Genomic DNA, 22,343 nt, shown 5'->3' with positions numbered 1-22,343 from the left:
CTAGATTAACTTAAAAATACTCTTAATTTGTCTAGCAAATAACCAATTTTTCGTACCGTAGTTATCATTTAAACTATCTAAATTGATAGATTGTCCGTTAGCAAACTTTAATTCTAACGTAGTATTTTTGTCATTTGTTTTTAAGTTACTATTTGTAATGTCATCATACTTTAATTTTTCAATCTCAATATATTCGTCTTTTTCTTGTCCAATCACGACATGGTCTTGGAAGAAGAAAAATACTTCTACTTTTTTACCGAAACAAAATACATTTTTCGTATAAATTAATGTCGCGTTATCAAGTCCGACACATACTTCTTTCATTTCTTCCACAACGTGTCCAAAGTCTTCTTCATGTCTTGCATTTGATTCAGCAATCCATTCTTCGATTGTTTTCATGTTAATTGCCATACTGCGCCCCCTGGTTCATTCATTGCTTCGTTTAAAAAATAAATACTATATGAAAATATAAGCGATACGTAATATGTTTTCAAGGGGAAAGGGTATATTCAAAATAAAGTGAAACTTTATTTACTCCCTCATTGTAAAAAAAATAGCACTTTAAAAAGTGCTATTCCGCTCTCCTTGCCGCTTGCTGAATTGGGTCCCAAACGCTGTTATATGGTGGTGCATAACTTAAGTCGACATCTTCTAAATCGTGAATACTCATTTTATTGAAAAGTGCCATTGCAATCACATCAATCCGTTTATCTACGCCTTCTTCTCCAATTACTTGCCCGCCCAATAATTGTTTCGTATCGGATCGATATAATAATTTCAAGTAAAGTGGTTTTGCATTTGGATAATAGCCCGCCATATTTGTAGAATCTACTTTAACTGTTTTATACGGGATGTGTAGCCCTTTCGCTTCTTTTTCATTTAATCCTGTTCTTGCAAGCGTCAAATCCATAAATTTAATAATACCTGTACCTAACGTACCTTTAAAGGCTCTTCGTTTATCCAGCATGTTCAGTCCAGCAAGTCGCCCTTGTTTATTGGCAGTCGTTCCGAGCGGGATATGATCATGAATTTCCTTTATAACGTGGTAATGTGTTGCGCAATCACCAGCTGCATATACGTCTTGCACATTCGTTTGCATATATGCATTTACTTCAATTGCCCCTTTATGATTCTTACGTATATTTGTCCCTTCAAGAAAATCAGTATTTGGCTTCACTCCGACAGATACTAAAACAAGATCCGCTTTATACGTACCTTTATCCGTTTCAACTGCTTCTACTCGTTCATTCCCTTTGAATGCTTTTACATTTTCATTCGTTAAAATTTCAATATGATGTTTATCTGCTTCTTTATGTATGTACTCTGCCATATCTGCATCATAAATCGTACCGATATGATCATTTCGCTCAATCATTCTTACTTTCTTACCAAGTTCGACGAATGTTTCTGCCATCTCAAGTCCAATGGCACCACCGCCAATAATCGTTACATCTTCAACTTTATTCGTTTCTAGCGTTTTTAATATGCGCTCAGCATCAGGAATTGTTTTTAAAAGATGAACGCCTTGTAATTCCCGTCCTTCCCATTCTGGCATAACAGGACGCACTCCAGTCGCAATTAATAATCGATCGTACGGAAATTCAAAGACATCTTTCGTCTTCGTATGCTCTGCGTACACCATTTTCTTTTCCGTATCTACTTTCGTTACTTCATGACGCACTTTCGCATCAATTCCATATTTCTCACGAAACGTCTTTACGTTACGCGCGATTAACTTTTCAGTTGAAGCGATAGCACCACTAATGACATACGGTAATCCACACTGAGCGTATGAATAAATTTCACCTTTTTCTAAAGTTACAACATTTGTATTTTCATCGTTTCTAACAATTTGCATCGCTGCACTCATACCAGCTGCATCTCCGCCAATAATGACATAGTTCACTTTACCACTCCTTCTTTTTTTACATACTCTTTACGTTTTCCATATTTTATAGAAATAACACCTACTTCCATTGTAAAGAAAGAGAATTCCATCTTCAAATTTTGTGCACAAACCTATGCTTGAATAGGTAACTGTCGTGTCTTATAAACAATATGTTTAATATGCTATAACAGTAACAATTGAAAGTAGGTGAAACATACATGTGCGCCGGCCTTCTCGCTCAAACTCCAGAGGAACCGAAAGAACCAAAACCCGCCTTGTCGCTTGATCAAGAATTCTCTATTAACGCAACCATCTATAGTGCTCGTGCTTGGTTATCTAATGATGAGACTTTCCCACAAACGATTTGGAAAGGCTCTCGCTTCGCTTCAGCATCACACGCTGGCAAGTCCATCTTACCAATCGGCACTGTAAAAATTTTGAACTTATCTGATGATACAATAACAGTTACTGCATCATCAGAATCAGATGATAATCTCAAAATAGTCGTACCCCCTCATTCTGAAGGTGTTTTAACATCTAATGGTTTATCTGATGTGCAAGCAAGTACATCAGGAGGAGCAAGTAAAGTCACATTTCTCTTTCATATCTTTTTCTCAAGGGATCCTGGTTCAGATAAAAAACCATAAAAAGGTACAGTTATGCACTGTACCTTTTTTCCTGTGTTCTATTCTCTTGATTTGATTAGTTCAATATTATAAGTTTCGATATCTGTTAACTTTCCTTTAAAATAAGGATTTTCTCTATACCAAGACTGTTTTGCAAAATACGCTTGCATATCTTTCGTTTGAAAAATATGTCCATGCCTTGCATATATTTCATTTCTAGCAATTTTCAACTGCTCTTTCGATAAATATGTTAAATCTGCGCTCGTTAATTTTCGAATATCACTATCAGGAAAGATGAAACCATTATATACATACCCAGTCGCGGGCGTTGGAGTAACATTATAAACAACTGTTTTTTCTGTACTTTTCTTTTGGAATGGAAGATTATAAGACGAAAGTGCCGTTACCGTCTCTACTTGTGTCGTTTCCCGTCCGCTTTCTCCATTTCGTTCTAAATAAATCGTCGCACTTCCATCAGTCGCTACTGGCCCCCATGTAATTTCTTCTCCTGCCAGCGCTGTAACCGGTTTTTGATTTACGTACAATGTTGCACCCGGCGCGTTCGTTTGAACTGTAATATATTGACCTTGCAACGTTAAATCTATCGTTACGTTATTTTGGCTCTGTTTCATAAGTACAACCTTTTCCTCACGAGATAATTTTACATAGTCATTTTTATAATCTGATTGAAACACTTGATTTCCCGGAAGAAATGGCCCATATTGCTTCTCAAACCTTTTGTCATCTGTCTTATCAATTTCTTTTCCGTTCATTTTTAACGATACGCCTTTTTCATTTGTAAGCAAAGTTGTATAGTACGTCTTCGCTTTCAATTTATATCGATCAAATATAAAGAAATACTTTCCGTCTTTCGTTAATGAAAAGTCAGCTCTTTCTATTCCGTCCCGTTGTTTTTCACCTTGTCTCAAATATCCTTTTAATTCATTTACGTAAGATGGATTTTCTTTTATATATGAAAATAGGGGCTTTACACTCTCTCTCGTTATCATAACCGATGGATCATCTGCCGTAACGATCTCAGCTAATTTCTCTCCGTCCCTCTCTTGTAAAATCGTAATCATCCGGTCTACTTGTGCCACCTGCGTATAATACGATGCTCCGTACAAATACAAGCCAATAATCACTATAACAAATAGTGCTAACAGTGTAATGCCAACTTTTGTACCGCCGCTCATGTTCTTCTTTACTACAGGACGTCCCCTCTTCGACCCGCAGTTTTGACAAAATTGCACACCATCTTCAAACTGAGCTCCGCACTTTGTACATACATTCATTCAGTCAACCACCTTTTCATTAGAAGCCAGTTATTCCCTTTGTTAAGGCTTGAATTATCGTGCTAATGTAAGACCAAAGTACAATGAACGTTGCAATTCCAATTAAAACATTTGCAATAATAAGTGTGTAAACGAGATCTAATCCGCCATTGTCTAGCTTTAATACGGCTACAGTTATACTAATTCCTATATAAGTTGCAGCTACGGATAATAATATAGGTAAGAAAAAGATTAATAAGAAACTAAAAAGAAAAGAAAGGACTAATATGACAATAGCCGGCGTCGCTATCGTTCCCCATATACCAAATACTTCAAGAAACGAAAAAGATGATTTCATCATCTTGCCACTTACAAAAATAATAAATCCGACAAATAAAGTTAAAATTAATAAAAAGAAAAAGACCGTTATAGATTCTCCAAAAAACGTGGGAGTAGATATATCTGGTGCAAATGTTCTCGTAACTGCTGATGCTGCACTCATCATTCTATAAAAAATACATGCTCCTAAAAAACAAATAAGAACAAGACTTACAATTCCATTTCGCACTTCAATAGCGCCGCTTTTCATAATCGCTGTCGGTGCTTGTAATGCATGTTTAAAAAATTGAAAATAGCCGCTCGCGAACCGCTTCGCTTGCTCTACCGTTTCATTTGGCCGAGCTTCCTTTGCTTGTGCCGCACGTGCTTGTTCCGGCCCTTCTTCTTGGCCACTACTTGCCACTACTTCTTCCGTTAACGAATGTCCACAATTCCCGCAAAACTTTGCCTCCGCTGCATTTTCTGTATGACATGACGGACATTTCATTCTCTTATCCCTCCTTAAGCATATACCATATAGGGTGTTACAAGTTCAATATATGACTTTGGACATAAAACATGACTACAAGAAAAAGATTCTGAAATCCTTCTTCCGAAAGAAAATATATGTGCTAGTAATCTTGAAAAAAAATGCTATTATGAAACAGAATAAATAATATTTTTAACAGATTGGATGACTGGCAATGGAATTGGTAAACTCAATTTTTCAAATACTCCTTACAAGCGTAATCCAATTATTATCTTTAATTGGCGTTATCATTGTAATTGGATTTCTATTAGGCTATTTAGAATCTCTCACACGCATGTATTGGTCGAGAGCTTTTGGAAGAAAAGGATTCCTATTAACGGCTTGGATCGGTGTTCCGATTCACGAACTTGGACATGCCATTATGTGCGTACTGTTCCGTCATAAAATTGTGACGACTCAGTTCTTCCCAACAGATACAAGCCAAGGCGCTTTAGGCTACGTACAACATCAATACAATCAAAAAAGTGTGTATCAACGAATTGGGAATTTCTTCATCGGCATTGGGCCTATTATTTCTGGTATTACTGCACTAATCCTTTTAATGCGCTATTTCGTACCAGAATCATATTTTTTATTTAATACAACTCTCGAAAAAACGATTGCTTCTACTTCTATTAATATAGAAATGATCCAAAACATGCTCTTGTCGACGTTTGTATTATTGAAAAGCTTATTTACAATCGGTAATTTATTGAATCCTTCCTTTTGGTTATTTTTATTTATCGCCATTTGCATTTCCGCACATATCGCTTTAAGTAAACCAGACATTAAAGGATCAATAGACGGGGTTATCGTCATGTTTATCGTTTTATTTTTATTCAACATCATAGCGGGACTGTTCCAATACGATAGTAACCAACTAATTAGCAAAGTGATGAAATATAATATGTATCTCATTGCGTTTTCTAGTGTAGCACTGCTTTTCTCTTGTATTTCTACACTTGTAAGTTTTGGGTTTTATAAAATAAGAGGAGGGCGTTCGTTTTGAACGCCCTCTTCTTATTAATTATTCCCCTTATAATCACAATGCTCAACAGGCACACGAGCATGCCCTTCTTCATCGGTACACCATGACTGTGATTGGAATGCCAGAAAGATACCAATCCATTCTTCTTCCTTCTCGAAGTGAATGAGTATTCCTCCGTCTTGCCATATGCCATTATCAGCTTTCCATTTCTCTACATTCCCTTGATTCATGTGAATATCATGTATACCGTTTCCTGGTTTGAAATGAAAATAGGAATCTGGTGTATTTTCTTCTGGTCCCCATCTTTCGCCAAACGCGTAAATAATTGCTTTTTCTTCTATCGCTCGCTTTATATAACGTTCTATTTTTTCATTTAAATCATTATCTGCTCCTGCTTTTTCGGGAGGTAAAGGAATCATTTGATTTGAGTCAAATAGATTTCCTCTTATATAATCTAAAGCTACTTTCGGTTCATTGTTTTTTATTTCTGTAAAACCGAATGGTAATGTCGGTAAAATATGAATCGCCTCTGACTTAATATTGTTACTCGCAAAATATAAAACTTCTGATGGATAACTTTGTGACTTTACGTTAATTGCAATACGATAATCTACTCCTGTCTCGCCCTGTAAATGAACTTGATAATGAGGTGTTTTCCCTTTTCCAATCTTTGATTGTATAACTGTACCTTTTAACACACCGTAGTTTTTTAGGGGCATACATTTCATCTCCTATTCATTTAGTAGAAGCTATTCATATTTAAATCATTATCCATTCATAAAAAAAATCCTCCTATGTTAGGAGGATTTTTAATTTCTCAACATATACCAAACAATAACCTCTACCACTACAAGCAAAACCGCACCAAAGATCATTAACGTCGTCTTCTTTAATAGTTCATTTTCACGGTAAGGGATATTACATAAGTAAGCACCTAGTGTAATCCGTGATGGACAAGCGATTGTCGCTACTGATGATGCGGTATTTTGAAGTGTTGTGACATATTGCCACGGGAGTGCTACGTTTTGTGCGGTTTGCATTTGTAGTTTTATAAACATTGCATTTGATCCTGCGTTACTACCTGTTAAAAATCCACCAATAGCGCCAATAAACGGCGCAACGAAAACGAAAAATGTTCCAAATGTATCACCAGCTGTCTTTGCGAGTAATGAATGCATGCCTGATGCACCCATTAGTTCTGAAATGGCGATAAACATTGTCGTCGTAATCGCAAAAGGAATCCATTGTTTGATCGTTTGTGAGAGTGATTGTTTAATAATATGAGACGGGATGCGGAAGAAAATAATAGTAAATAAGCAAGTCATACCGAGCCAAAATCCTGGTGAATACAGCATTTCTAATTTGTAAGAGTATGATTTCAAATCAAGGACTGCATATGATCTGAACAAGTCATGTAATGCAGGAACGAGGCGAGAAAGTAAAATACAAACTGTTAGAAATATATAAGGGCTAATAATTTTTATAATGGATACTTCTCTCTCCGTTGCAGCCGCATGTTCTGTTATAAGATTTTGCCCACTTTTTCCTTTTAATTTAATGATAAGAAAGCCAAATGTAATCGTAACGATAGAACTTAATATCCCGGCTAGTTCAACACTTACGTACGCATTAGAAAGATAGATTCCGAGAGAAAATAATAGAAAGAATCCTACTCCTTCTTTCCACTTTTCTATAACCGCTTGCCAACCGCCAACAACATGTAAAGAAAGAATGACGAAATAAGCAAACATCGGGATACTTAATAGCGCTGTATTTGTACCAAGTATTGTAAGCGGCATATTGATAAGCTGGGAACCGATAATCGTACCCGTTGCCATTGCCCCCCATGAACTAGCTAATAAGCCGATAAATGAGAGCAGTACAGCTTGGAATGGTTTATAACCTAATGAAAGAAAAATAGGTGCTGCAACCATGAAGCCAATACCGAATCCACTTACCGATTCAATTAGTGGGCAAATACCAAAGCACATAAGCAGCATTTGTAATAAGCGATCCTGAGTAACTGCTTCTAGAAAACGTGCTACTTGATCGATGTACCCCATTTTGTTCATGAGGTGAAATAAAAAAATACCGAAAAATAAAACGTACCCGACAATAAAACAAATTAACCATCCTTTAATCGTTGCGTGCACAGTTTCACTTATCCCTAATTGAAACGTTGGCGAGAGTAAAACGATTCCAACAGACACAGCATAAGAAATTAACGAGGACCTTAATGACGTTTGTTTAAATAAAAATAAACAAATGAAAATCATCATAATTGGGATAAGTGCCAACAATATGGCCATGTTATCATCTCATTTCTTTTAAAATACAATTTTTAACTATTATATAACAGATGCTATAATTTTCAATTGTTTTTACAACAGATTCAAAAAAGGAACCAAACGGCTCCTTTTCATTCACTCCCATTTTCTATTATCCTGAAAAACTGTCTGCTTTCCGACTATTTCTTTCAACACAACAAACACAATGTAAGTACATATTGCTTGCAATATAATATTCCAAAATTTCATTAATGTAAATGAATGAATCCGTAGAAATAATTCGTTTAATAATACAATCGAAACGATACTAAATAATTCTATACTAATCGAAAATAGACATATTTCTAAAATAGACTGTTCTTGAATGCGATTTAAGTTAGAAAAGATGAATACATACCCTAAAAATAGAGCCATTAACTCTATTTTCGTCATGCTAATAAGCCAAGCGTATAATGGTACAGTTAAAAATAGATATAGTAATTTACGTCTTAGCATGCCTTCTCCTCCTCTGAATTATATGTATTTTCTGTATATTTTAACATTTATTACGCAAAACAAAAAGAAGAGACTACGCCTCTTCTTTTTGTTTTGTTGCATATATTAATTCACATATTTCTTCTCGCTTTTCATTTTCTAAAAGCTCAATGACCTTACTTCCAACGACAACTCCGTCGCATATTGTAACCATTTCTTCTACATGTTCTTTTGTTGAGATGCCGAATCCAGCGACTACTGGTAAGTTGACGTGTGATTTTACTTTTTCTAAGTAACTATGAATCTCCTCTTTAAAGTTTTGACGTACTCCCGTTACGCCCGCTACTGTAACAGCATAAACGAACCCTTCTGATTCACTCGTAATTTTTTCAATTCTTTCAATAGGACTCGTTACGGTAACGAGTGGAATGAGCGCAATGTTTACCTCTCGAAGTAACGACGCAATAATATTTTGTTCTTCATACGGTAAGTCTGGAACGATGATGCCGTCTACACCTGCTTCTATACAGTTCTCAATGAATCTCTCTTTTCCGAATGCAAGTACCGGATTTAAATATGTCATGAGTACAAACGGAATTTGCACTTCTTTCCTTACCTCTATTAATGCTTGAAAAATACCTTTTACTGTTACGCCGCTATCTAGCGCTCGTTTCCCTGCTCTTTGAATCGTTGGACCGTCTGCGACTGGATCCGAAAAAGGAATGCCGATTTCAACGATGCTCGCTCCTGCTTCATCAAGAAAACGAATTCTTTCTTTTAATTTTTCAAAGCCGCCATCTCCGCCCATTACGTACGGAATAAATGCTTTCTTTCCATTTTCAAACGCTGCTTTAATTTTTTCTACTCCCATTTTTTACACCTCTTCCATATAACGTTTTATACTCTCTACATCTTTATCACCGCGGCCAGATAAACAAATGACAAGCCCTTCATCTTTCTTCATTTGCGGCGCTAATTTTAATGCGTATGCGACAGCATGCGAGCTTTCTAACGCCGGGATAATGCCTTCTTTTTTCGTTAATAATTGAAATGCTTCTAATGCTTCTTCGTCTGTTATCGAATGATAAGAAACGCGGCCAATATCTTTTAGCAAGCTATGTTCTGGACCAACACCTGGATAATCAAGTCCTGCTGAAATAGAGTGTGCTTCTTGAATTTGTCCTTCTTCGTTTTGCAGAAGATACATCATTGATCCGTGGAGAACACCAACGCTTCCTTTCGTTAAAGTTGCTGCATGCTTTTCTGTATGAACGCCTTTTCCAGCTGCTTCTACGCCGTAAAGAGCAACTTCTTCATCATGTACGAACGGATAAAACATCCCCATCGCGTTACTGCCACCGCCAATACAAGCAACGACTGCTTCTGGTAACTTTCCTTCTAACGCCTCATATTGTTTTTTCGTTTCATTTCCAATTACACTTTGGAAATCACGTACAATTTGCGGGAATGGATGTGGTCCGAGAACAGATCCCATAATGTAGTGCGTATCATGCACATGTGAAACCCAGTAACGAAGCGCCTCGTTTACCGCATCTTTTAATGTACCACTACCTGCCGCTACACTTTCTACTTTCGCTCCGAGTAATTCCATTCGGAACACATTTAATTTTTGACGTCTTACATCTTCTTCTCCCATAAAAATGACGCATTTTAATCCGAGAAGAGCACATACAGTAGCTGTTGCAACTCCGTGTTGTCCAGCTCCTGTTTCAGCGACAACTTTTTTCTTGCCCATTCGCACTGCAAGTAGTGCCTGACCGATTGTATTGTTAATTTTATGAGCTCCTGTATGATTCAAATCTTCACGTTTTAAATAAATCTTTGCACCTCCGCAATACTTCGTCAGATTTTCAGCGAAATAAAGCGGTGTTTCTCTTCCGACGTACGTTTTTAAATAATGATTTAATTCCTTTTGAAATGCTTCATCTTGCATCGCTTCTTTATATGCTTCTTCTAGTTCTAGTACAGATTGCATTAACGTTTCTGGAACGTATCGTCCTCCGTATATACCGTAATGTCCTTTTTCATCTGGATATGCGTAGTTCATTTGGAACACTCCTTTGCTTTTATAATAAATTGTTTTATTTTCTCTACATCTTTCTTTCCTTCTGTCTCTACTCCGCTGCTCACATCGACCATATAAGGCCGAACAGTTCGAATTGCTTCTTCTATATTAAGAGCGTTTAATCCACCAGCTAATATCGTTTTCTTTCGCAATTCTTTTGGCATATGCCCAAGTAGTTCCCATGAAAATGTCTTTCCATTTCCTCCATGAAACTTTTCTTTCGGGCTATCAAATAATATATAATCCGTTTCATACCTTTGAGCGTTTTTCATATCACTATCTGAAGTTACTCCTAGCGACTTTATAGACGGAATATTCAATCTTCTAATTTGATGATTGTCTTCATCCCCATGTAGTTGTACATGTGTTAACCCACACTCATCTGCAATTTTCCGGATCACTTCTACTGATTCATTTACGAAAACACCAATTTTTAACACGTTGGCTGGAAGCTCCTGAATGATTTCTTTCGCTCTCTTTGGAGTGATTTTCCGTTTACTTTCTGCAAAAACAAATCCGAGTGCATCTGCGCCGTATTCGCACGCACTTTTCGCTGTTTCCACATCAGTGATGCCGCAAATTTTCACTTTCATATATTCACCTTACAATCTTCAAAAAAACTACTAATAGAAGATGATGTCATAAGCGCCTCTCCAACTAATACACCTTTGGCCCCAGCTCTTTTAACACGAATAATATCTTCTTTTGAATGAATGCCACTTTCACTAATCCAAAGTAGTTTCTCCTCATTCAATCTTTTTCCAAGCTTTTCCGTTTGGCTTAAATCTACTTCGAACGTTTTTAAATTACGATTATTAATGCCAATAACGTGCGGATTTAATACAATCGCAGTTTCTAATTCCTGTTCATCATGAACTTCAACAATCGCTTCCAATCCTTTTTCTAACACGTAGCTATACAACTCTTTTAACTTCTCTTTCGTTAACGCTGCTACAATTAGTAAGATAATATCTGCTCCCGCTTCATATGCTCTATCAATTTGAATCTTATCGATTATGAAATCTTTACATAAAAGCGGAATGTTACTTTCTTCTCTTGCTGTTTGTAAATCGTGAAACGACCCTTTAAAAAATTGACCATCTGTTAAAACAGATACTGCTCCTGCACCACATTTCTCATATGTTCCCACTTGTTTTCGTACGTCAACGTGTAAATTGATATCTCCTTTTGATGGTGATGCTCGCTTTACTTCTGCAATGACAGTAAACTGCTGTAACGCTTCTACAAGTGAATGTGTCTTTCTTTTTGTTTTTACTGGTGTATATATTTCATACAACTCCGCAACTTCCCTTTGCTTCTGTTCTACAATTTCATCTAAAATCGTCCCCACTTTAGTTCACCCTTTCTAATTTTTCATTGCTTGCTGCAATTAATAAGTTTAATTTGGTTAATGCTTTTCCAGAGTCAATGCTATGTGCCGCGAGTTTAATTCCTTCTTCAATCGTTTCCGTTTTTCCATTTGCGAAAAGAGCTAGACCTGCATTTAATAAAACTGTATCACGATAAACACTCTTTTCTCCGCTCAATACTTCAAGCGTAATCTTTGCATTTTCTTTTGAATTCCCCCCTCTAATTTCTTCATTTTTCACTCTTGAAAAACCATACTTTTCTGGATCAATACTCATTTCTACTATTTCATTATCTTTTAAAAGGACTACGTGATTTTCCCCTTGTAATGACGCTTCATCTAAAAAACCACTTCCATTTACGACAAGCGCTTGTTTCCGGCCTAACTTTTGTAATACTTCTGCAACTGGTAATAACATATCTCGTTTATAAATACCGACAAATTGTGTTTCTAAATTCACTGGATTTGTTAAAGGACCAATTAAATTAAAGATCGTCGGCACGTTTAACTCTTTTCTTATTTTCATAATGCGCCTTAGTGCTGGATGCATCACTGGTGCAAATAAAAATGCAATGCCCACATGCTCTAGTAAATAATCAATTTCGTTTGGCGTACTACTAATATTTACACCTAGTTCTTCTAATAAGTCTGCACTTCCTGTTTTACTAGAAACAGCACGATTACCATGTTTTGCAACCTTTACACCTGCTCCTGCCAGTACGAATGCTGATGTTGTGCTAATATTAAACGTTTGAGCACCGTCACCACCCGTCCCGCAATTGTCCATTGCTCCTTGTATATGGTTCGAAAACGGCAATGCCTTTTCGCGAAGAGCTCGAACGAGACCGTATATTTCTTCTGCAGTTTCACCTTTCGCTTTCAGTAAGACTAAGAAAGCTGCAATTTCACTTTCTAATATGTTTTCACTTAATAAAAGTAGTCCTGCTTTATACATTTCCTCTTCTGTTAAATGTTGACCCTCCACTAATTTACGAAGATAGTTATTCATACTCTTTCCTCCTCTTTTATTTCTGTTAAAAAGGCACGTATTAACTTTCCGCCTTCTTCTGTTGCGATTGATTCTGGATGAAACTGTAATCCGAAGAGCGGATAATAATTGTGACGGACTGCCATTATCTCTCCGTCGTCCATCGCTGTCGCTAATATGTCAAAACACTCTGGCAAGCTCGTTTGCTCTGCAACAAGGGAATGATAGCGCATTGCCGTTAGCGGCTGGGTAGCGTATGAAAAGATTGACGTTCCGTTATGTTTCACACGCGATGTTTTTCCATGTTTAATACATTCTGCTCTAACAATGTCTCCTCCAAATGCAGCTATGATCGCTTGGTGGCCAAGACAAATCCCTAATATGGGAACGTTCTTATAAAAATGACGGATGACGTCGATACAAATGCCAGCATCCTCTGGTTTTCCTGGTCCTGGTGAAAGTACAATTCCTCTTGGATTCACCTCTTCTAACTGTTCTATCGTTATTTCATCATTTCTTACAACTACAATTTCTTCTTCATGTTCGCCTAACAGTTGATACAAGTTATATGTGAACGAATCGTAATTATCGATAAGTACAATCATTTCATTACCTCCAAAAGCGCTCTCGCTTTATTTAATGTTTCTTCATATTCAGCTACTGGATCTGAATCGTAAACGACTCCTGCTCCTGCCTGAACATATGCTTTTTCATCCTTTACGACCATCGTTCGAATGGCGAGCGCCATATCAAGATTTCCTGAAAAACTAACGTATCCAACTGCACCAGCGTATACATTTCTTTTTTCATTTTCTAGTTCATTTATAATTTCCATCGCTCTAATTTTCGGAGCTCCAGAAACCGTCCCTGCTGGTAAGCAATACGCTAACGCATCAAATCCGCCCATTTGTTTTTGCAATGTTCCGTAAACTTCGGATACAATGTGCATAACGTGAGAATATTTTTCTACTTTCATATATTTATCTATCGTAACCGAGCCGATTTCACTCACTCTACCAATATCGTTTCGCCCAAGATCTACAAGCATCATATGCTCTGCTCGCTCTTTCTCATTGCCTAACAGTTCTTTTGCGATTTCCTCATCTTCCCTCTTCGTTTTCCCCCTCGGCCTTGTACCAGCAATTGGATTCGTCATCACTTTATCCTCCCTTACTGATAGTAAACTTTCCGGCGAGGAACCGAGTACAACATAATCTTGAAAATCGATATAGAACATATATGGTGATGGATTTGCAATTCGAAGTTTTCGATATAACGCGAATGGATCACCAATACATTCACTTTGTAAACGCTGTGACAGTACAACTTGGAATATGTCTCCCGCTCTTATATATTCTTTCGCCATTTCTACCATCTCACAAAACTCTTTTTCCGTTATAGAAGAAGTGAATGATAATGGGGATTGTATTGTATTTACTTCAGCTTCTTCTCCTTGTAGCACTTCCTCTTTGTATACTCGTAGCCTTTCGTATACTTCTTCATAATCTGCTGAATCATCTTGCCTGCATACATATACAAACGACAAATTTTGGCGTAAATGATCGTAAACGATAAACTCACGATATAGTAAAAGGTGTACTTCCGGAATATTTAATGGGTCGTGTAAATCCGCTCCAATGTTTTCATACTGCCGAATGACGTCATATCCAATATAACCAACTGCTCCCCCGCAAAATGGAAACGGACTCTCTACTTGAGCTGACGCGATCACTTCTTCTAACACTTGAAGTACGTTACTTTGCAACTTTTCTGACCGGCCGTAAATCGTTCGTTCCACTTCCGTACCAACGCTTTTCACTTCTCCATAAGGATTACATCCTAAGTAAGAATAACGCCCTTTATCTTGATGAAGCTGTGAACTTTCTAATAAGAATTTCTTCTTCCCTTTCATACGTCTATATAAAGAAATTGGCGTAATGCTATCTCCTTCTTCTTCAGTGATTACTAAAAATGTCTTTCTCTCTCTTTTTTGTTTTATAAATTCTTCTTTCGTCATCATGTCCTTCACCTCGCCCTGAAAAATAAAAAAGTCCTCTACATATCGAAAATATGTAGAGGACGATAAATATACCGCGGTACCACCTCGTGTTGGATGCAAAAGCATCCCGCTTTGTTCAGGTACAAAATTTATACCTTATCCTTGTAAAGGCGGAACCCGGGTTGCCTACTGAAAATAATTGTTCAGCATACCTCTCGTAAGCCCATTCCGTATATGGCACCGTACCGGGCTCCCACCTATTCCCGGCTCTCTGTAACGTCTCCAATATACGTACTCTTCTTACTTAAACGATTTCACTTATTTAATTTTTTATACACAAAAAGGGAGTACTCATCCTATAGAAAGGACGGGTACTCCCGTGGTGCCACCTTAATTCGTTACAACTGTAACGCACTTTACCGTATCAAAAACAATACGTGTCTCTTGTATCGATGAGATCATGTCGCCAAAGCCTACTTCTTTCGTTTCGGTTTGGAAGCTCCGAAGCCCATTCCACATCAATTCCATACTGATTCGCACCAACCATCAGCTCTCTGACATGTTCATCATGTGTACTCTTCTTCATCAACGCTTGCATTTTTTTAAGTTGCACTCATTATAGACCTAACTTTTTTCACAAGTCAATACTTTTCCAAAAATTTTATTTTTCTTTCCTTTCAATATTATATTGACAAAACAACCTCTTTTTATGTAAATATAATAAATACTCTATTAAAAATAAGGTTTTTTGTATGAATATTATATATTAAAAAAGTAAAATGACATCAAAAAACGCTTACATTTCTGAAAATTCGTATTTCTATATGGATTTTTCAGAATAATCATGATAGATTATAAAGTGAAACTTTAATCAGTGAGGGTTTTGTTCTCCCCACTGATTATTAGTTGAACCAATCGGGCATTTACGGGCAGTTGATCTCCCACCTAATTTCCTTGCCCAGCCAATTTTAAGGTGGGAGTTTTACTGCCCGTTTATGCGGGATAAATATGCATAACGCATCAAAAGACATGACAAAAGGAAGGGGAACTACATGAGTACGCAGATGTTAACTTTAACTTCTATCTCAATTTACATGCTCGGGATGTTAGTCATTGGCTATTTCGCCTATAAACGAACGTCCAACTTAACAGATTATATGCTTGGCGGGCGTACACTAGGCCCCGCAGTAACAGCATTAAGTGCTGGAGCATCCGATATGAGTGGTTGGCTTTTAATGGGGTTACCCGGTGCAATGTTTAGCGTTGGATTAAGTAGTAGTTGGATTGCGATCGGCCTAACACTAGGCGCATACGCAAACTGGCTTTATGTCGCTCCTCGCTTACGTACCTACTCAGAAATTGCAAATAACTCTATTACTATCCCAGAATTTTTGGAACACCGTTTCCACGACAAATCTCATATGCTACGTTTAGTATCTGGACTTGTTATTATGATTTTCTTTACTTTCTATGTAGCTTCAGGATTAGTTTCAGGCGCTGTATTATTTGAAAATTCATTTGGCATGAACTATCATGTTGGATTATTCATTGTAGCTGGCGTTGTTGTCGCTTACACATTATTTGGTGGTTTCTTAGCAGTAAGTTGGACAGACTTCGTGCAAGGAATCATTATGGTAGTTGCTCTTATTCTTGTTCCTATCGTAACAATTATGAATTCGAATGGACTTGGACCTGCATTTGATACAATCCGCTCTGTAGATCCAACACGTTTAGATATTTTTAAAGGGGCCTCTACTTTAGGAATGATTTCTTTATTCGCATGGGGGCTTGGTTATGTTGGACAACCTCATATTATCGTACGCTTTATGGCGATTTCGTCCGTAAAAGAACTGAAAAGCGCACGAAGAATTGGTATGAGCTGGATGATTTTCTCTGTTGTCGGAGCTATGTTTACTGGTCTTATCGGTATTGCTTACTATTCACAACAAGAGTTAACATTATCTAACCCAGAAACAATTTTCCTTGAACTTGGGAAAATTTTATTCCATCCACTTATTACTGGATTTTTATTAGCAGCCATTCTAGCAGCGATTATGAGTACAATTTCATCACAGCTACTCGTTACTTCTAGTGCTGTAACGGAAGATTTATATCGTACATTCTTCAAACGTTCTGCATCTGATAAAGAACTTGTATTTGTCGGTCGTATGGCTGTACTTGTTATTGCATTAGTTGGGTGCGCATTAGCGTTTAAACAAAATGATACGATTTTAGCTCTTGTTGGATACGCTTGGGCTGGATTTGGTTCTTCATTCGGACCTGCTATTTTATTAAGCTTATATTGGAAACGTATGACGAAGTGGGGCGCACTTGCCGGTATGATTTCTGGTGCCGCTACTGTTATTATGTGGACTCAATTCAAATTCTTAAAAGATTTCTTATATGAAATGATTCCAGGTTTCGCTATTAGTTTACTAGCCATCGTAATTGTTAGTTTACTAACACAACCTTCAAAAGAAGTTAAAGAGCAATTTGAGGATTTCGAAAAACAACATCGTCATAATTTATAAAAAAACCTCTGCTGTTATCATAACAGCAGAGATTTTTTACAGTTCGACAATCTTCTTATCAAATTTAACAAATTCTTTATGTTTCGTTAAATTTAACATAACACTACTCCTTTATAGTATGAGTATCAGCACTTATACAGAAAGGGGACTCCAACATGTTAGCAGCTTTCCAGCAACAACAAACACGAAAATTTTCACCTATCACAAATACTTCTGCGTCTTGTTTAAACATGCAACCTAACCCGCCTAAAATTTCAATTGCTCCTTCTGTTATTTCAGTCATCGGTGTTCATATGGAAAAACATAAATTAAAAATAAAAACAGGACAAAACATTGTGTTATCAGCTTCCATTTTACCAATACAAGCAACGAATAAAGAGCTTATTTGGTCAAATATGAATTCTGATATCATCACCATATATCCAAAAGGTGACACCGTGACGATTACTGGAAAAAGTGCAGGTAAAGCAGTCGTAATTGTCACAACTGCTGAAGGCAAATTTCGTGACCTATGTGTCATTCATGTACAACCTTATATGACAAATCCAAAGTAAAAGAGTGGCTTCATAGCCACTCTTTTACTTGATTTCAATATTTGAGTTTTTACTTTTTACAAGATTAATAAAAAACTTGGATATAACCATACATCTTTTTTTGATGGAAATTCCACTAAACTTTCCCTCTCTTGATTTAAGTCAATGAATCTCCTCCTCTTCCCTATTACAATGAAAACAATATTAGAAAAGGAGGACGTATTATGACTGAACGAAAGTACGCCTTATTTGCTAGCACATCTCTTCTTGTTATGGCATTCATTGCATTTTTTTCTTACGGTTTTGTTCATGGAAATCTCGTTATACAAGGAGATGCGAGTACAACATTCCATAATATCCAAACTTCAAATTCACTTTTCAAAGCGGAAGTTTTTGGGTGGATTATCATTTTTATCACTGATATTGTCGCCGCGTGGGCTCTTTATTTCTTTCTAAAACCAATTCATACTAGCCTCTCATTACTAGCCGCTTTACTTCGTCTTATGTATACAGCTATACTTGGGATTGCTATATTCAATCTAATATTGGCATTATTGCTTTCAAAAAATACAATTGCAAATCCAGAAACATATACAATGTTGTTTCTCAGTGCATTCGAATACATTTGGTCTGTAGGACTGATCATTTTTGGATTGCATCTTTTCGTTTTAGGCTATGTAGCTTTTCTCTCTAAACAGATACCAAAGTTTATTAGTATACTGCTGTTCATTGCTGCTACCGGTTATATGCTAATTCACGTCATGAATACAATGTTTACACAATACGATACAATGATTTCAATCATACAATCACTATTCCAATTACCTATGATTGCAGGTGAATTAGGACTTGCGATATGGCTACTATTGAAAGGTGGTAAACACTCTAATTAAGCCGTTTCTTAATTCTACTTAATGATTCTGGTGTCATGCCAAGATAGCTTGCTAGCTGATATTGTGGAACGCGATGAATTAAATACGGGCGTTTTCGTAACAATGTTTTATATCGCTCTTCTGGTGTCGATGAGATAAATACAGCAAGTTCATCTTGTACTTCACCGAAATTGTACTCGATCATTTTACGCGTCATTTCTTCTAATTGTGAATACTTATTATACATGTCCTTTTCACTATGTAGATCACCAACAACTACAGTACAATCTTCTAAACACGTTAACGTATATGATGAAGATTTATCTTGTTTATGATGGTTGAAATTCGAAATTGCCTGTTCTTCTGTATAAAAATTTGATGTAACTTCTTTCCCTGCTTCATCTATACTATGTTGCCTAACGCATCCTTTTAATACAAAATAACATTTTAACGGAACATTTCCTTGTCTTAGGAGCACTGTTCCTTTTTTATATTCTTCAATTTGTAATTCACTGAGGATCATTTGCTGCTCTTCTTCACTTAGTGTTGTAAATCCATTCATATACTTCTTTAATATCTCTTCCATTTTCCTCCCCCTTCTACACCCGTATTTCTATAAAACAAAAAGAGAAGTATCACAACTTCTCTTTTCTCCCCTAACACTATAATTCCTGTGTATACACCGGCTCATTTACGACATTTTTTGCTGTTCGCTTTTGTTGCTGCAGTAAGAAAACAGATACACCAAACAATACGAGCATGCTACCGATAATTTGCATTGCATTTAATTTTTCTCCAAGTAAGAAGAACGCAAGTATAGATGCTCCAACAGGTTCTCCTAAAATACTCATTGAAATTGTCGTTGCATTTACATAATTTAATAGCCAGTTATTAATTACATGTGACACTGTCGGCACAACCGCAAGTAAAAGAAAAACAGTCCAATCCCACTTCGTATAACCTGTAAAGGGTACTTGTAATATGACATTATAAATCCCCATAAAAAGACCTGCGAACGCAAAGACTGTAAAGCTATAAATCCAGTGCGATACTTTCTTCACTGTCGTTTGCCCGATAAATAAATAACCGACAACCGCTATTACACTTAGAAAGGATAATATGTCACCATAAATTGCTTGCTTACTTAAACCTAAATCTCCCCAACCAATGCACATTACTCCTAAAATAGCGATTCCCATCGTTGCAATGGCTGAATATGTTGTTCTTTCTTTAAATAGAAAAAAACCTCCAACTAAAGATACGATTGGTTGAAGCGCCAAAATAATTGTTGAACTAGCAACTGTTGTATGCTTTAAAGATTCAAACCATAAAAGAAAATGAAGTGCTAAAAAGAAACCAGATCCAATTAAAAAGCCCCAATCTTTCATTTGAATCCTATTAAATTCCTCTCTTTTTTTCCATACGATAGGCAGCATAATAAGTACGATAATCCATAAGCGGTACATACTTAATATTGAAGATGGTGCTGAGGACATCTTTACAAAAACTGCTGCAAAGGAAATGGCAATTATAGAAATAGCCAATGGTAGTGCGATTGATTTTTCTTGTTTCAAATCCTGTCTCCCCTCTCACCTGTCAAAAATCCCACTTCATTATATCCGTTTTCTTTCGTAACTTAAATACTAATTTTTTAGATTCTTCGTACCATTATGGTAAAATAGAAATTAAGGCACCAATTAGTGAATATTTCTTTCCTTTTCACTACAAGCGTCGCTCTTACAATCGTTACAGTAAATTTTTATTTAGGGGGATCTACATGAGTCAAACAATAGGGAGAATTGAAGAAATTTCATTTTATAGCGCATCACTTCAAGAAGATGTTACACTTCTCGTTTATTTACCAGTAAATTACACACCACTGCACAAACATACAGTTGTAATTGCACAAGATGGTAGAGATTATTTTCAGCTCGGTAAAGCGCACCGTGTAATTGAGCGCCTTCGTGAAACCGAAGAAATTGACCGTACAATTATTGTCGGTATTCCATATAAAAATGTACATGATCGTAAAGAAAAATATTTCCCAAATGAAGTGAAAAATGCTGCATATATTCGTTTCCTTGCTCATGAACTTGCACCATATATTGATGAAAATTATCCAACGTATCAAATGGGAAAAGGTCGTGTTTTAATTGGTGATTCTCTTGGCGGAACAGTTTCCTTTATGACTGCACTTATGTATCCGCATACATTCGGTAAAGTCGTTATGCAATCACCATTTGTGGATGAGACAGTGATGAACTTAGCAAAAGAATTCAAAGATCCACAGGCGTTAGAACTGTATCACGTCATCGGTACAGAAGAAACGGCTGTAAAGCGTACTGATGGACAAGTATCTGATTTCGTAGGGCCGAACCGTGAGTTAAATACGCTTCTTACAGATAGAAACTTCATCACGCATTACGAGGAATTTGGAGGCAATCATACTTGGAAATATTGGCAGACTGATTTACCGAAAGCCTTCTCTCATATTCTATCAATGAAATAATAGAGAGCAGTATTCAGAATAATTTGATATAATAGATAAAGAGATTTATTTATCTCAAAATCTAACTAGACTTACAAAGGGAGGAATTGGAACATGAAATTAGGCATTGTAATTTTTCCATCTAAAATGATTCAAGATAAAGCGAACGGATTGCGTAAACGTTATGACCCGCACTACGCATTAGTTCCGCCACATATTACATTGAAAACACCCTTTGAGGCGCAAGATGAACAATTAGAGTCGATTGTAAACGAGTTACATACAATCGCAAGTAAAACGAACCCTTTCACCCTTCATGTTGGGAAAGTTGGTTCATTCGCACCTGTTAATAACGTCCTTTACTTTAAAGTAGAAAAAACACCTGAACTTACTTTCTTAAATGAAGAAATGCATGGCGGGTTATTCACGCAAGAACGCGAATATGCTTTCGTACCTCATTTAACAATCGGACAAGGCTTATCAGACGCAGAGCATGCTGATGTATTGGGCCGACTACGTATGAAAGATTTCTATTATGAACAACCAATTGATCGTTTCCATCTTCTATATCAATTAGAAAATGGAACATGGACTGTACACGAAACATTCCGTCTTGGAAAGGGGAACAACTAATTTGCACGCACAGATTGTACAAACGGACGAACAACTAAGAGATGCATTCTCTGTACGTAAACAAGTGTTTGTAAATGAACAACGTGTCTCTGCTGAAGAAGAGTACGATGAGTTTGAAGAAACTTCAACACACGTTGTTATATATGACAATGATGTTCCAGTTGGTGCTGGACGTTTTCGCATCCTTGATGGTATAGGAAAAATGGAACGCATTTGCGTGCTAAATTCCCATCGCAAAAAAGGGATTGGAAAAATTGTTATGGATTCGCTTGAAGCGTATGCAAAAGAAAATTCGCTACCAAAATTGAAACTTCACGCTCAAACACATGCTGAAGATTTCTATAAAAAACTTGGATATGTAACAAGTTCTGATGTATTTATGGAAGCAAATATCCCGCACGTCGTAATGATAAAAGAATTGTAATTTGAAAGCAGGAGGTGACCCCTCCTGTTTTTTTA

General features: G+C 36.7%; 24 protein-coding genes and 2 other annotated features. Of the genes, 8 read left to right on the top strand and 16 right to left on the bottom strand.

The window, feature by feature from the left end; translation table 11 throughout:
- Together ACTFRU_RS09580 and ACTFRU_RS09575 are read right to left on the bottom strand one after the other, a co-directional pair.
- Positions 1-411: a DUF3908 family protein gene (locus ACTFRU_RS09580; protein ID WP_000996781.1), complete on the bottom strand. Its 411-nt coding sequence runs from the start codon at positions 409-411 to the stop codon at positions 1-3.
- 160 nt (positions 412-571) lie between these two features.
- A complete protein-coding gene (locus tag ACTFRU_RS09575) occupies positions 572-1,906 on the bottom strand; it encodes a CoA-disulfide reductase (RefSeq protein ID WP_440037620.1) in 1,335 nt (444 codons plus the stop codon).
- A gap of 200 nt (positions 1,907-2,106) precedes the next feature.
- Between ACTFRU_RS09575 and ACTFRU_RS09570 the strand changes: the two genes are divergently transcribed.
- Positions 2,107-2,535 carry a hypothetical protein gene (locus ACTFRU_RS09570; protein ID WP_000332414.1) on the top strand — a complete coding sequence of 143 codons (429 nt, stop codon included), beginning with the start codon at positions 2,107-2,109 and terminating at the stop codon, positions 2,533-2,535.
- A 38-nt stretch (positions 2,536-2,573) separates the two neighbouring features.
- Here ACTFRU_RS09570 and ACTFRU_RS09565 read toward each other — a convergent pair whose 3' ends face one another.
- Together ACTFRU_RS09565 and ACTFRU_RS09560 are read right to left on the bottom strand one after the other, a co-directional pair.
- On the bottom strand, positions 2,574-3,809 hold the full coding sequence (locus tag ACTFRU_RS09565) for a TcaA 3rd/4th domain-containing protein (RefSeq protein WP_440037619.1): 1,236 nt from the start codon (positions 3,807-3,809) through the stop codon (positions 2,574-2,576).
- A 19-nt stretch (positions 3,810-3,828) separates the two neighbouring features.
- Positions 3,829-4,614 carry a zinc ribbon domain-containing protein gene (locus ACTFRU_RS09560; RefSeq protein ID WP_325863543.1) on the bottom strand — a complete coding sequence of 262 codons (786 nt, stop codon included), beginning with the start codon at positions 4,612-4,614 and terminating at the stop codon, positions 3,829-3,831.
- 196 nt (positions 4,615-4,810) lie between these two features.
- Between ACTFRU_RS09560 and ACTFRU_RS09555 the strand changes: the two genes are divergently transcribed.
- On the top strand, positions 4,811-5,644 hold the full coding sequence (locus ACTFRU_RS09555; RefSeq protein WP_016122116.1) for a hypothetical protein: 834 nt from the start codon (positions 4,811-4,813) through the stop codon (positions 5,642-5,644).
- 14 nt (positions 5,645-5,658) lie between these two features.
- Here the strand turns inward: ACTFRU_RS09555 and ACTFRU_RS09550 are convergent, their stop codons facing one another.
- The 10 genes from ACTFRU_RS09550 to trpE all read right to left on the bottom strand — a co-directional run bounded on the left by ACTFRU_RS09550 (position 5,659) and on the right by trpE (position 14,848).
- Positions 5,659-6,342, bottom strand: coding sequence for a DUF2278 family protein (locus ACTFRU_RS09550; RefSeq protein ID WP_016122115.1), 684 nt, complete (start codon positions 6,340-6,342; stop codon positions 5,659-5,661).
- 90 nt (positions 6,343-6,432) lie between these two features.
- Positions 6,433-7,932 carry an L-lactate permease gene (locus ACTFRU_RS09545; protein WP_440037618.1) on the bottom strand — a complete coding sequence of 500 codons (1,500 nt, stop codon included), beginning with the start codon at positions 7,930-7,932 and terminating at the stop codon, positions 6,433-6,435.
- Between the two features lie 114 nt (positions 7,933-8,046).
- Positions 8,047-8,406, bottom strand: coding sequence for a DUF4029 domain-containing protein (locus ACTFRU_RS09540; protein ID WP_000946131.1), 360 nt, complete (start codon positions 8,404-8,406; stop codon positions 8,047-8,049).
- Between the two features lie 73 nt (positions 8,407-8,479).
- Positions 8,480-9,256 (bottom strand): tryptophan synthase subunit alpha, encoded by a 777-nt coding sequence (gene trpA, locus ACTFRU_RS09535; RefSeq protein WP_000537816.1) that lies wholly within the window; start codon positions 9,254-9,256, stop codon positions 8,480-8,482.
- Positions 9,257-9,259: 3 nt separating this feature from the next.
- Positions 9,260-10,453 carry a tryptophan synthase subunit beta gene (gene trpB / locus ACTFRU_RS09530; RefSeq protein ID WP_290102252.1) on the bottom strand — a complete coding sequence of 398 codons (1,194 nt, stop codon included), beginning with the start codon at positions 10,451-10,453 and terminating at the stop codon, positions 9,260-9,262.
- Positions 10,450-11,064 (bottom strand): phosphoribosylanthranilate isomerase, encoded by a 615-nt coding sequence (locus ACTFRU_RS09525; protein ID WP_440037617.1) that lies wholly within the window; start codon positions 11,062-11,064, stop codon positions 10,450-10,452. Before ACTFRU_RS09525 ends, trpB begins: the two co-directional genes overlap by 4 nt.
- Positions 11,061-11,822: an indole-3-glycerol phosphate synthase TrpC gene (gene trpC / locus ACTFRU_RS09520; protein WP_000536678.1), complete on the bottom strand. Its 762-nt coding sequence runs from the start codon at positions 11,820-11,822 to the stop codon at positions 11,061-11,063. Before trpC ends, ACTFRU_RS09525 begins: the two co-directional genes overlap by 4 nt.
- A 1-nt stretch (position 11,823) precedes the next feature.
- Positions 11,824-12,849, bottom strand: a complete 1,026-nt coding sequence (gene trpD / locus ACTFRU_RS09515) for an anthranilate phosphoribosyltransferase (RefSeq protein ID WP_001067365.1) — start codon at positions 12,847-12,849, stop codon at positions 11,824-11,826.
- Positions 12,846-13,433 (bottom strand): aminodeoxychorismate/anthranilate synthase component II, encoded by a 588-nt coding sequence (locus tag ACTFRU_RS09510; RefSeq protein WP_000636322.1) that lies wholly within the window; start codon positions 13,431-13,433, stop codon positions 12,846-12,848. Before ACTFRU_RS09510 ends, trpD begins: the two co-directional genes overlap by 4 nt.
- Complete coding sequence (gene trpE, locus ACTFRU_RS09505) at positions 13,430-14,848, bottom strand: anthranilate synthase component I (protein WP_006916781.1); 1,419 nt, start codon at positions 14,846-14,848, stop codon at positions 13,430-13,432. The genes ACTFRU_RS09510 and trpE overlap by 4 nt, the downstream gene beginning before the upstream one ends.
- A gap of 52 nt (positions 14,849-14,900) precedes the next feature.
- Positions 14,901-15,145, bottom strand: a binding site (T-box leader).
- A gap of 42 nt (positions 15,146-15,187) precedes the next feature.
- Positions 15,188-15,425, bottom strand: a binding site (T-box leader).
- A gap of 454 nt (positions 15,426-15,879) precedes the next feature.
- Here trpE and putP point away from each other — a divergent pair.
- The 3 genes from putP (at position 15,880) to ACTFRU_RS09490 (ending at position 18,784) form a co-directional block, all read left to right on the top strand.
- Positions 15,880-17,358 (top strand): sodium/proline symporter PutP, encoded by a 1,479-nt coding sequence (gene putP / locus ACTFRU_RS09500; protein ID WP_163093155.1) that lies wholly within the window; start codon positions 15,880-15,882, stop codon positions 17,356-17,358.
- 155 nt (positions 17,359-17,513) lie between these two features.
- Entirely contained in the window at positions 17,514-17,912 is a 399-nt protein-coding gene (locus ACTFRU_RS09495; protein WP_000878734.1) for an Ig-like domain-containing protein, read from the top strand.
- 203 nt (positions 17,913-18,115) lie between these two features.
- On the top strand, positions 18,116-18,784 hold the full coding sequence (locus ACTFRU_RS09490) for a DUF4386 domain-containing protein (RefSeq protein WP_006916783.1): 669 nt from the start codon (positions 18,116-18,118) through the stop codon (positions 18,782-18,784).
- Here the strand turns inward: ACTFRU_RS09490 and ACTFRU_RS09485 are convergent.
- Positions 18,777-19,349: a Crp/Fnr family transcriptional regulator gene (locus ACTFRU_RS09485; protein WP_000391237.1), complete on the bottom strand. Its 573-nt coding sequence runs from the start codon at positions 19,347-19,349 to the stop codon at positions 18,777-18,779. The two genes, ACTFRU_RS09490 and ACTFRU_RS09485, sit on opposite strands and share 8 nt — an antisense overlap.
- 76 nt (positions 19,350-19,425) lie before the next feature.
- On the bottom strand, positions 19,426-20,337 hold the full coding sequence (locus ACTFRU_RS09480) for a DMT family transporter (RefSeq protein ID WP_000806939.1): 912 nt from the start codon (positions 20,335-20,337) through the stop codon (positions 19,426-19,428).
- Positions 20,338-20,540: 203 nt separating this feature from the next.
- Between ACTFRU_RS09480 and ACTFRU_RS09475 the strand changes: the two genes are divergently transcribed.
- The 3 genes from ACTFRU_RS09475 to ACTFRU_RS09465 all read left to right on the top strand — a co-directional run bounded on the left by ACTFRU_RS09475 (position 20,541) and on the right by ACTFRU_RS09465 (position 22,308).
- Positions 20,541-21,272: an alpha/beta hydrolase gene (locus tag ACTFRU_RS09475; protein WP_000084014.1), complete on the top strand. Its 732-nt coding sequence runs from the start codon at positions 20,541-20,543 to the stop codon at positions 21,270-21,272.
- Between the two features lie 93 nt (positions 21,273-21,365).
- Complete coding sequence (locus ACTFRU_RS09470) at positions 21,366-21,884, top strand: YjcG family protein (RefSeq protein WP_000765862.1); 519 nt, start codon at positions 21,366-21,368, stop codon at positions 21,882-21,884.
- A gap of 1 nt (position 21,885) precedes the next feature.
- Positions 21,886-22,308, top strand: a complete 423-nt coding sequence (locus ACTFRU_RS09465; protein ID WP_000543295.1) for a GNAT family N-acetyltransferase — start codon at positions 21,886-21,888, stop codon at positions 22,306-22,308.
- Positions 22,309-22,343 lie beyond the last annotated feature (35 nt).

Origin of the sequence: Bacillus cereus group sp. MYBK220-1, assembly GCF_051916445.1 — a bacterium.
GTDB lineage: Bacteria > Bacillota > Bacilli > Bacillales > Bacillaceae_G > Bacillus_A > Bacillus_A cereus.
This window is presented reverse-complemented; position numbering and strand designations above follow the sequence as displayed.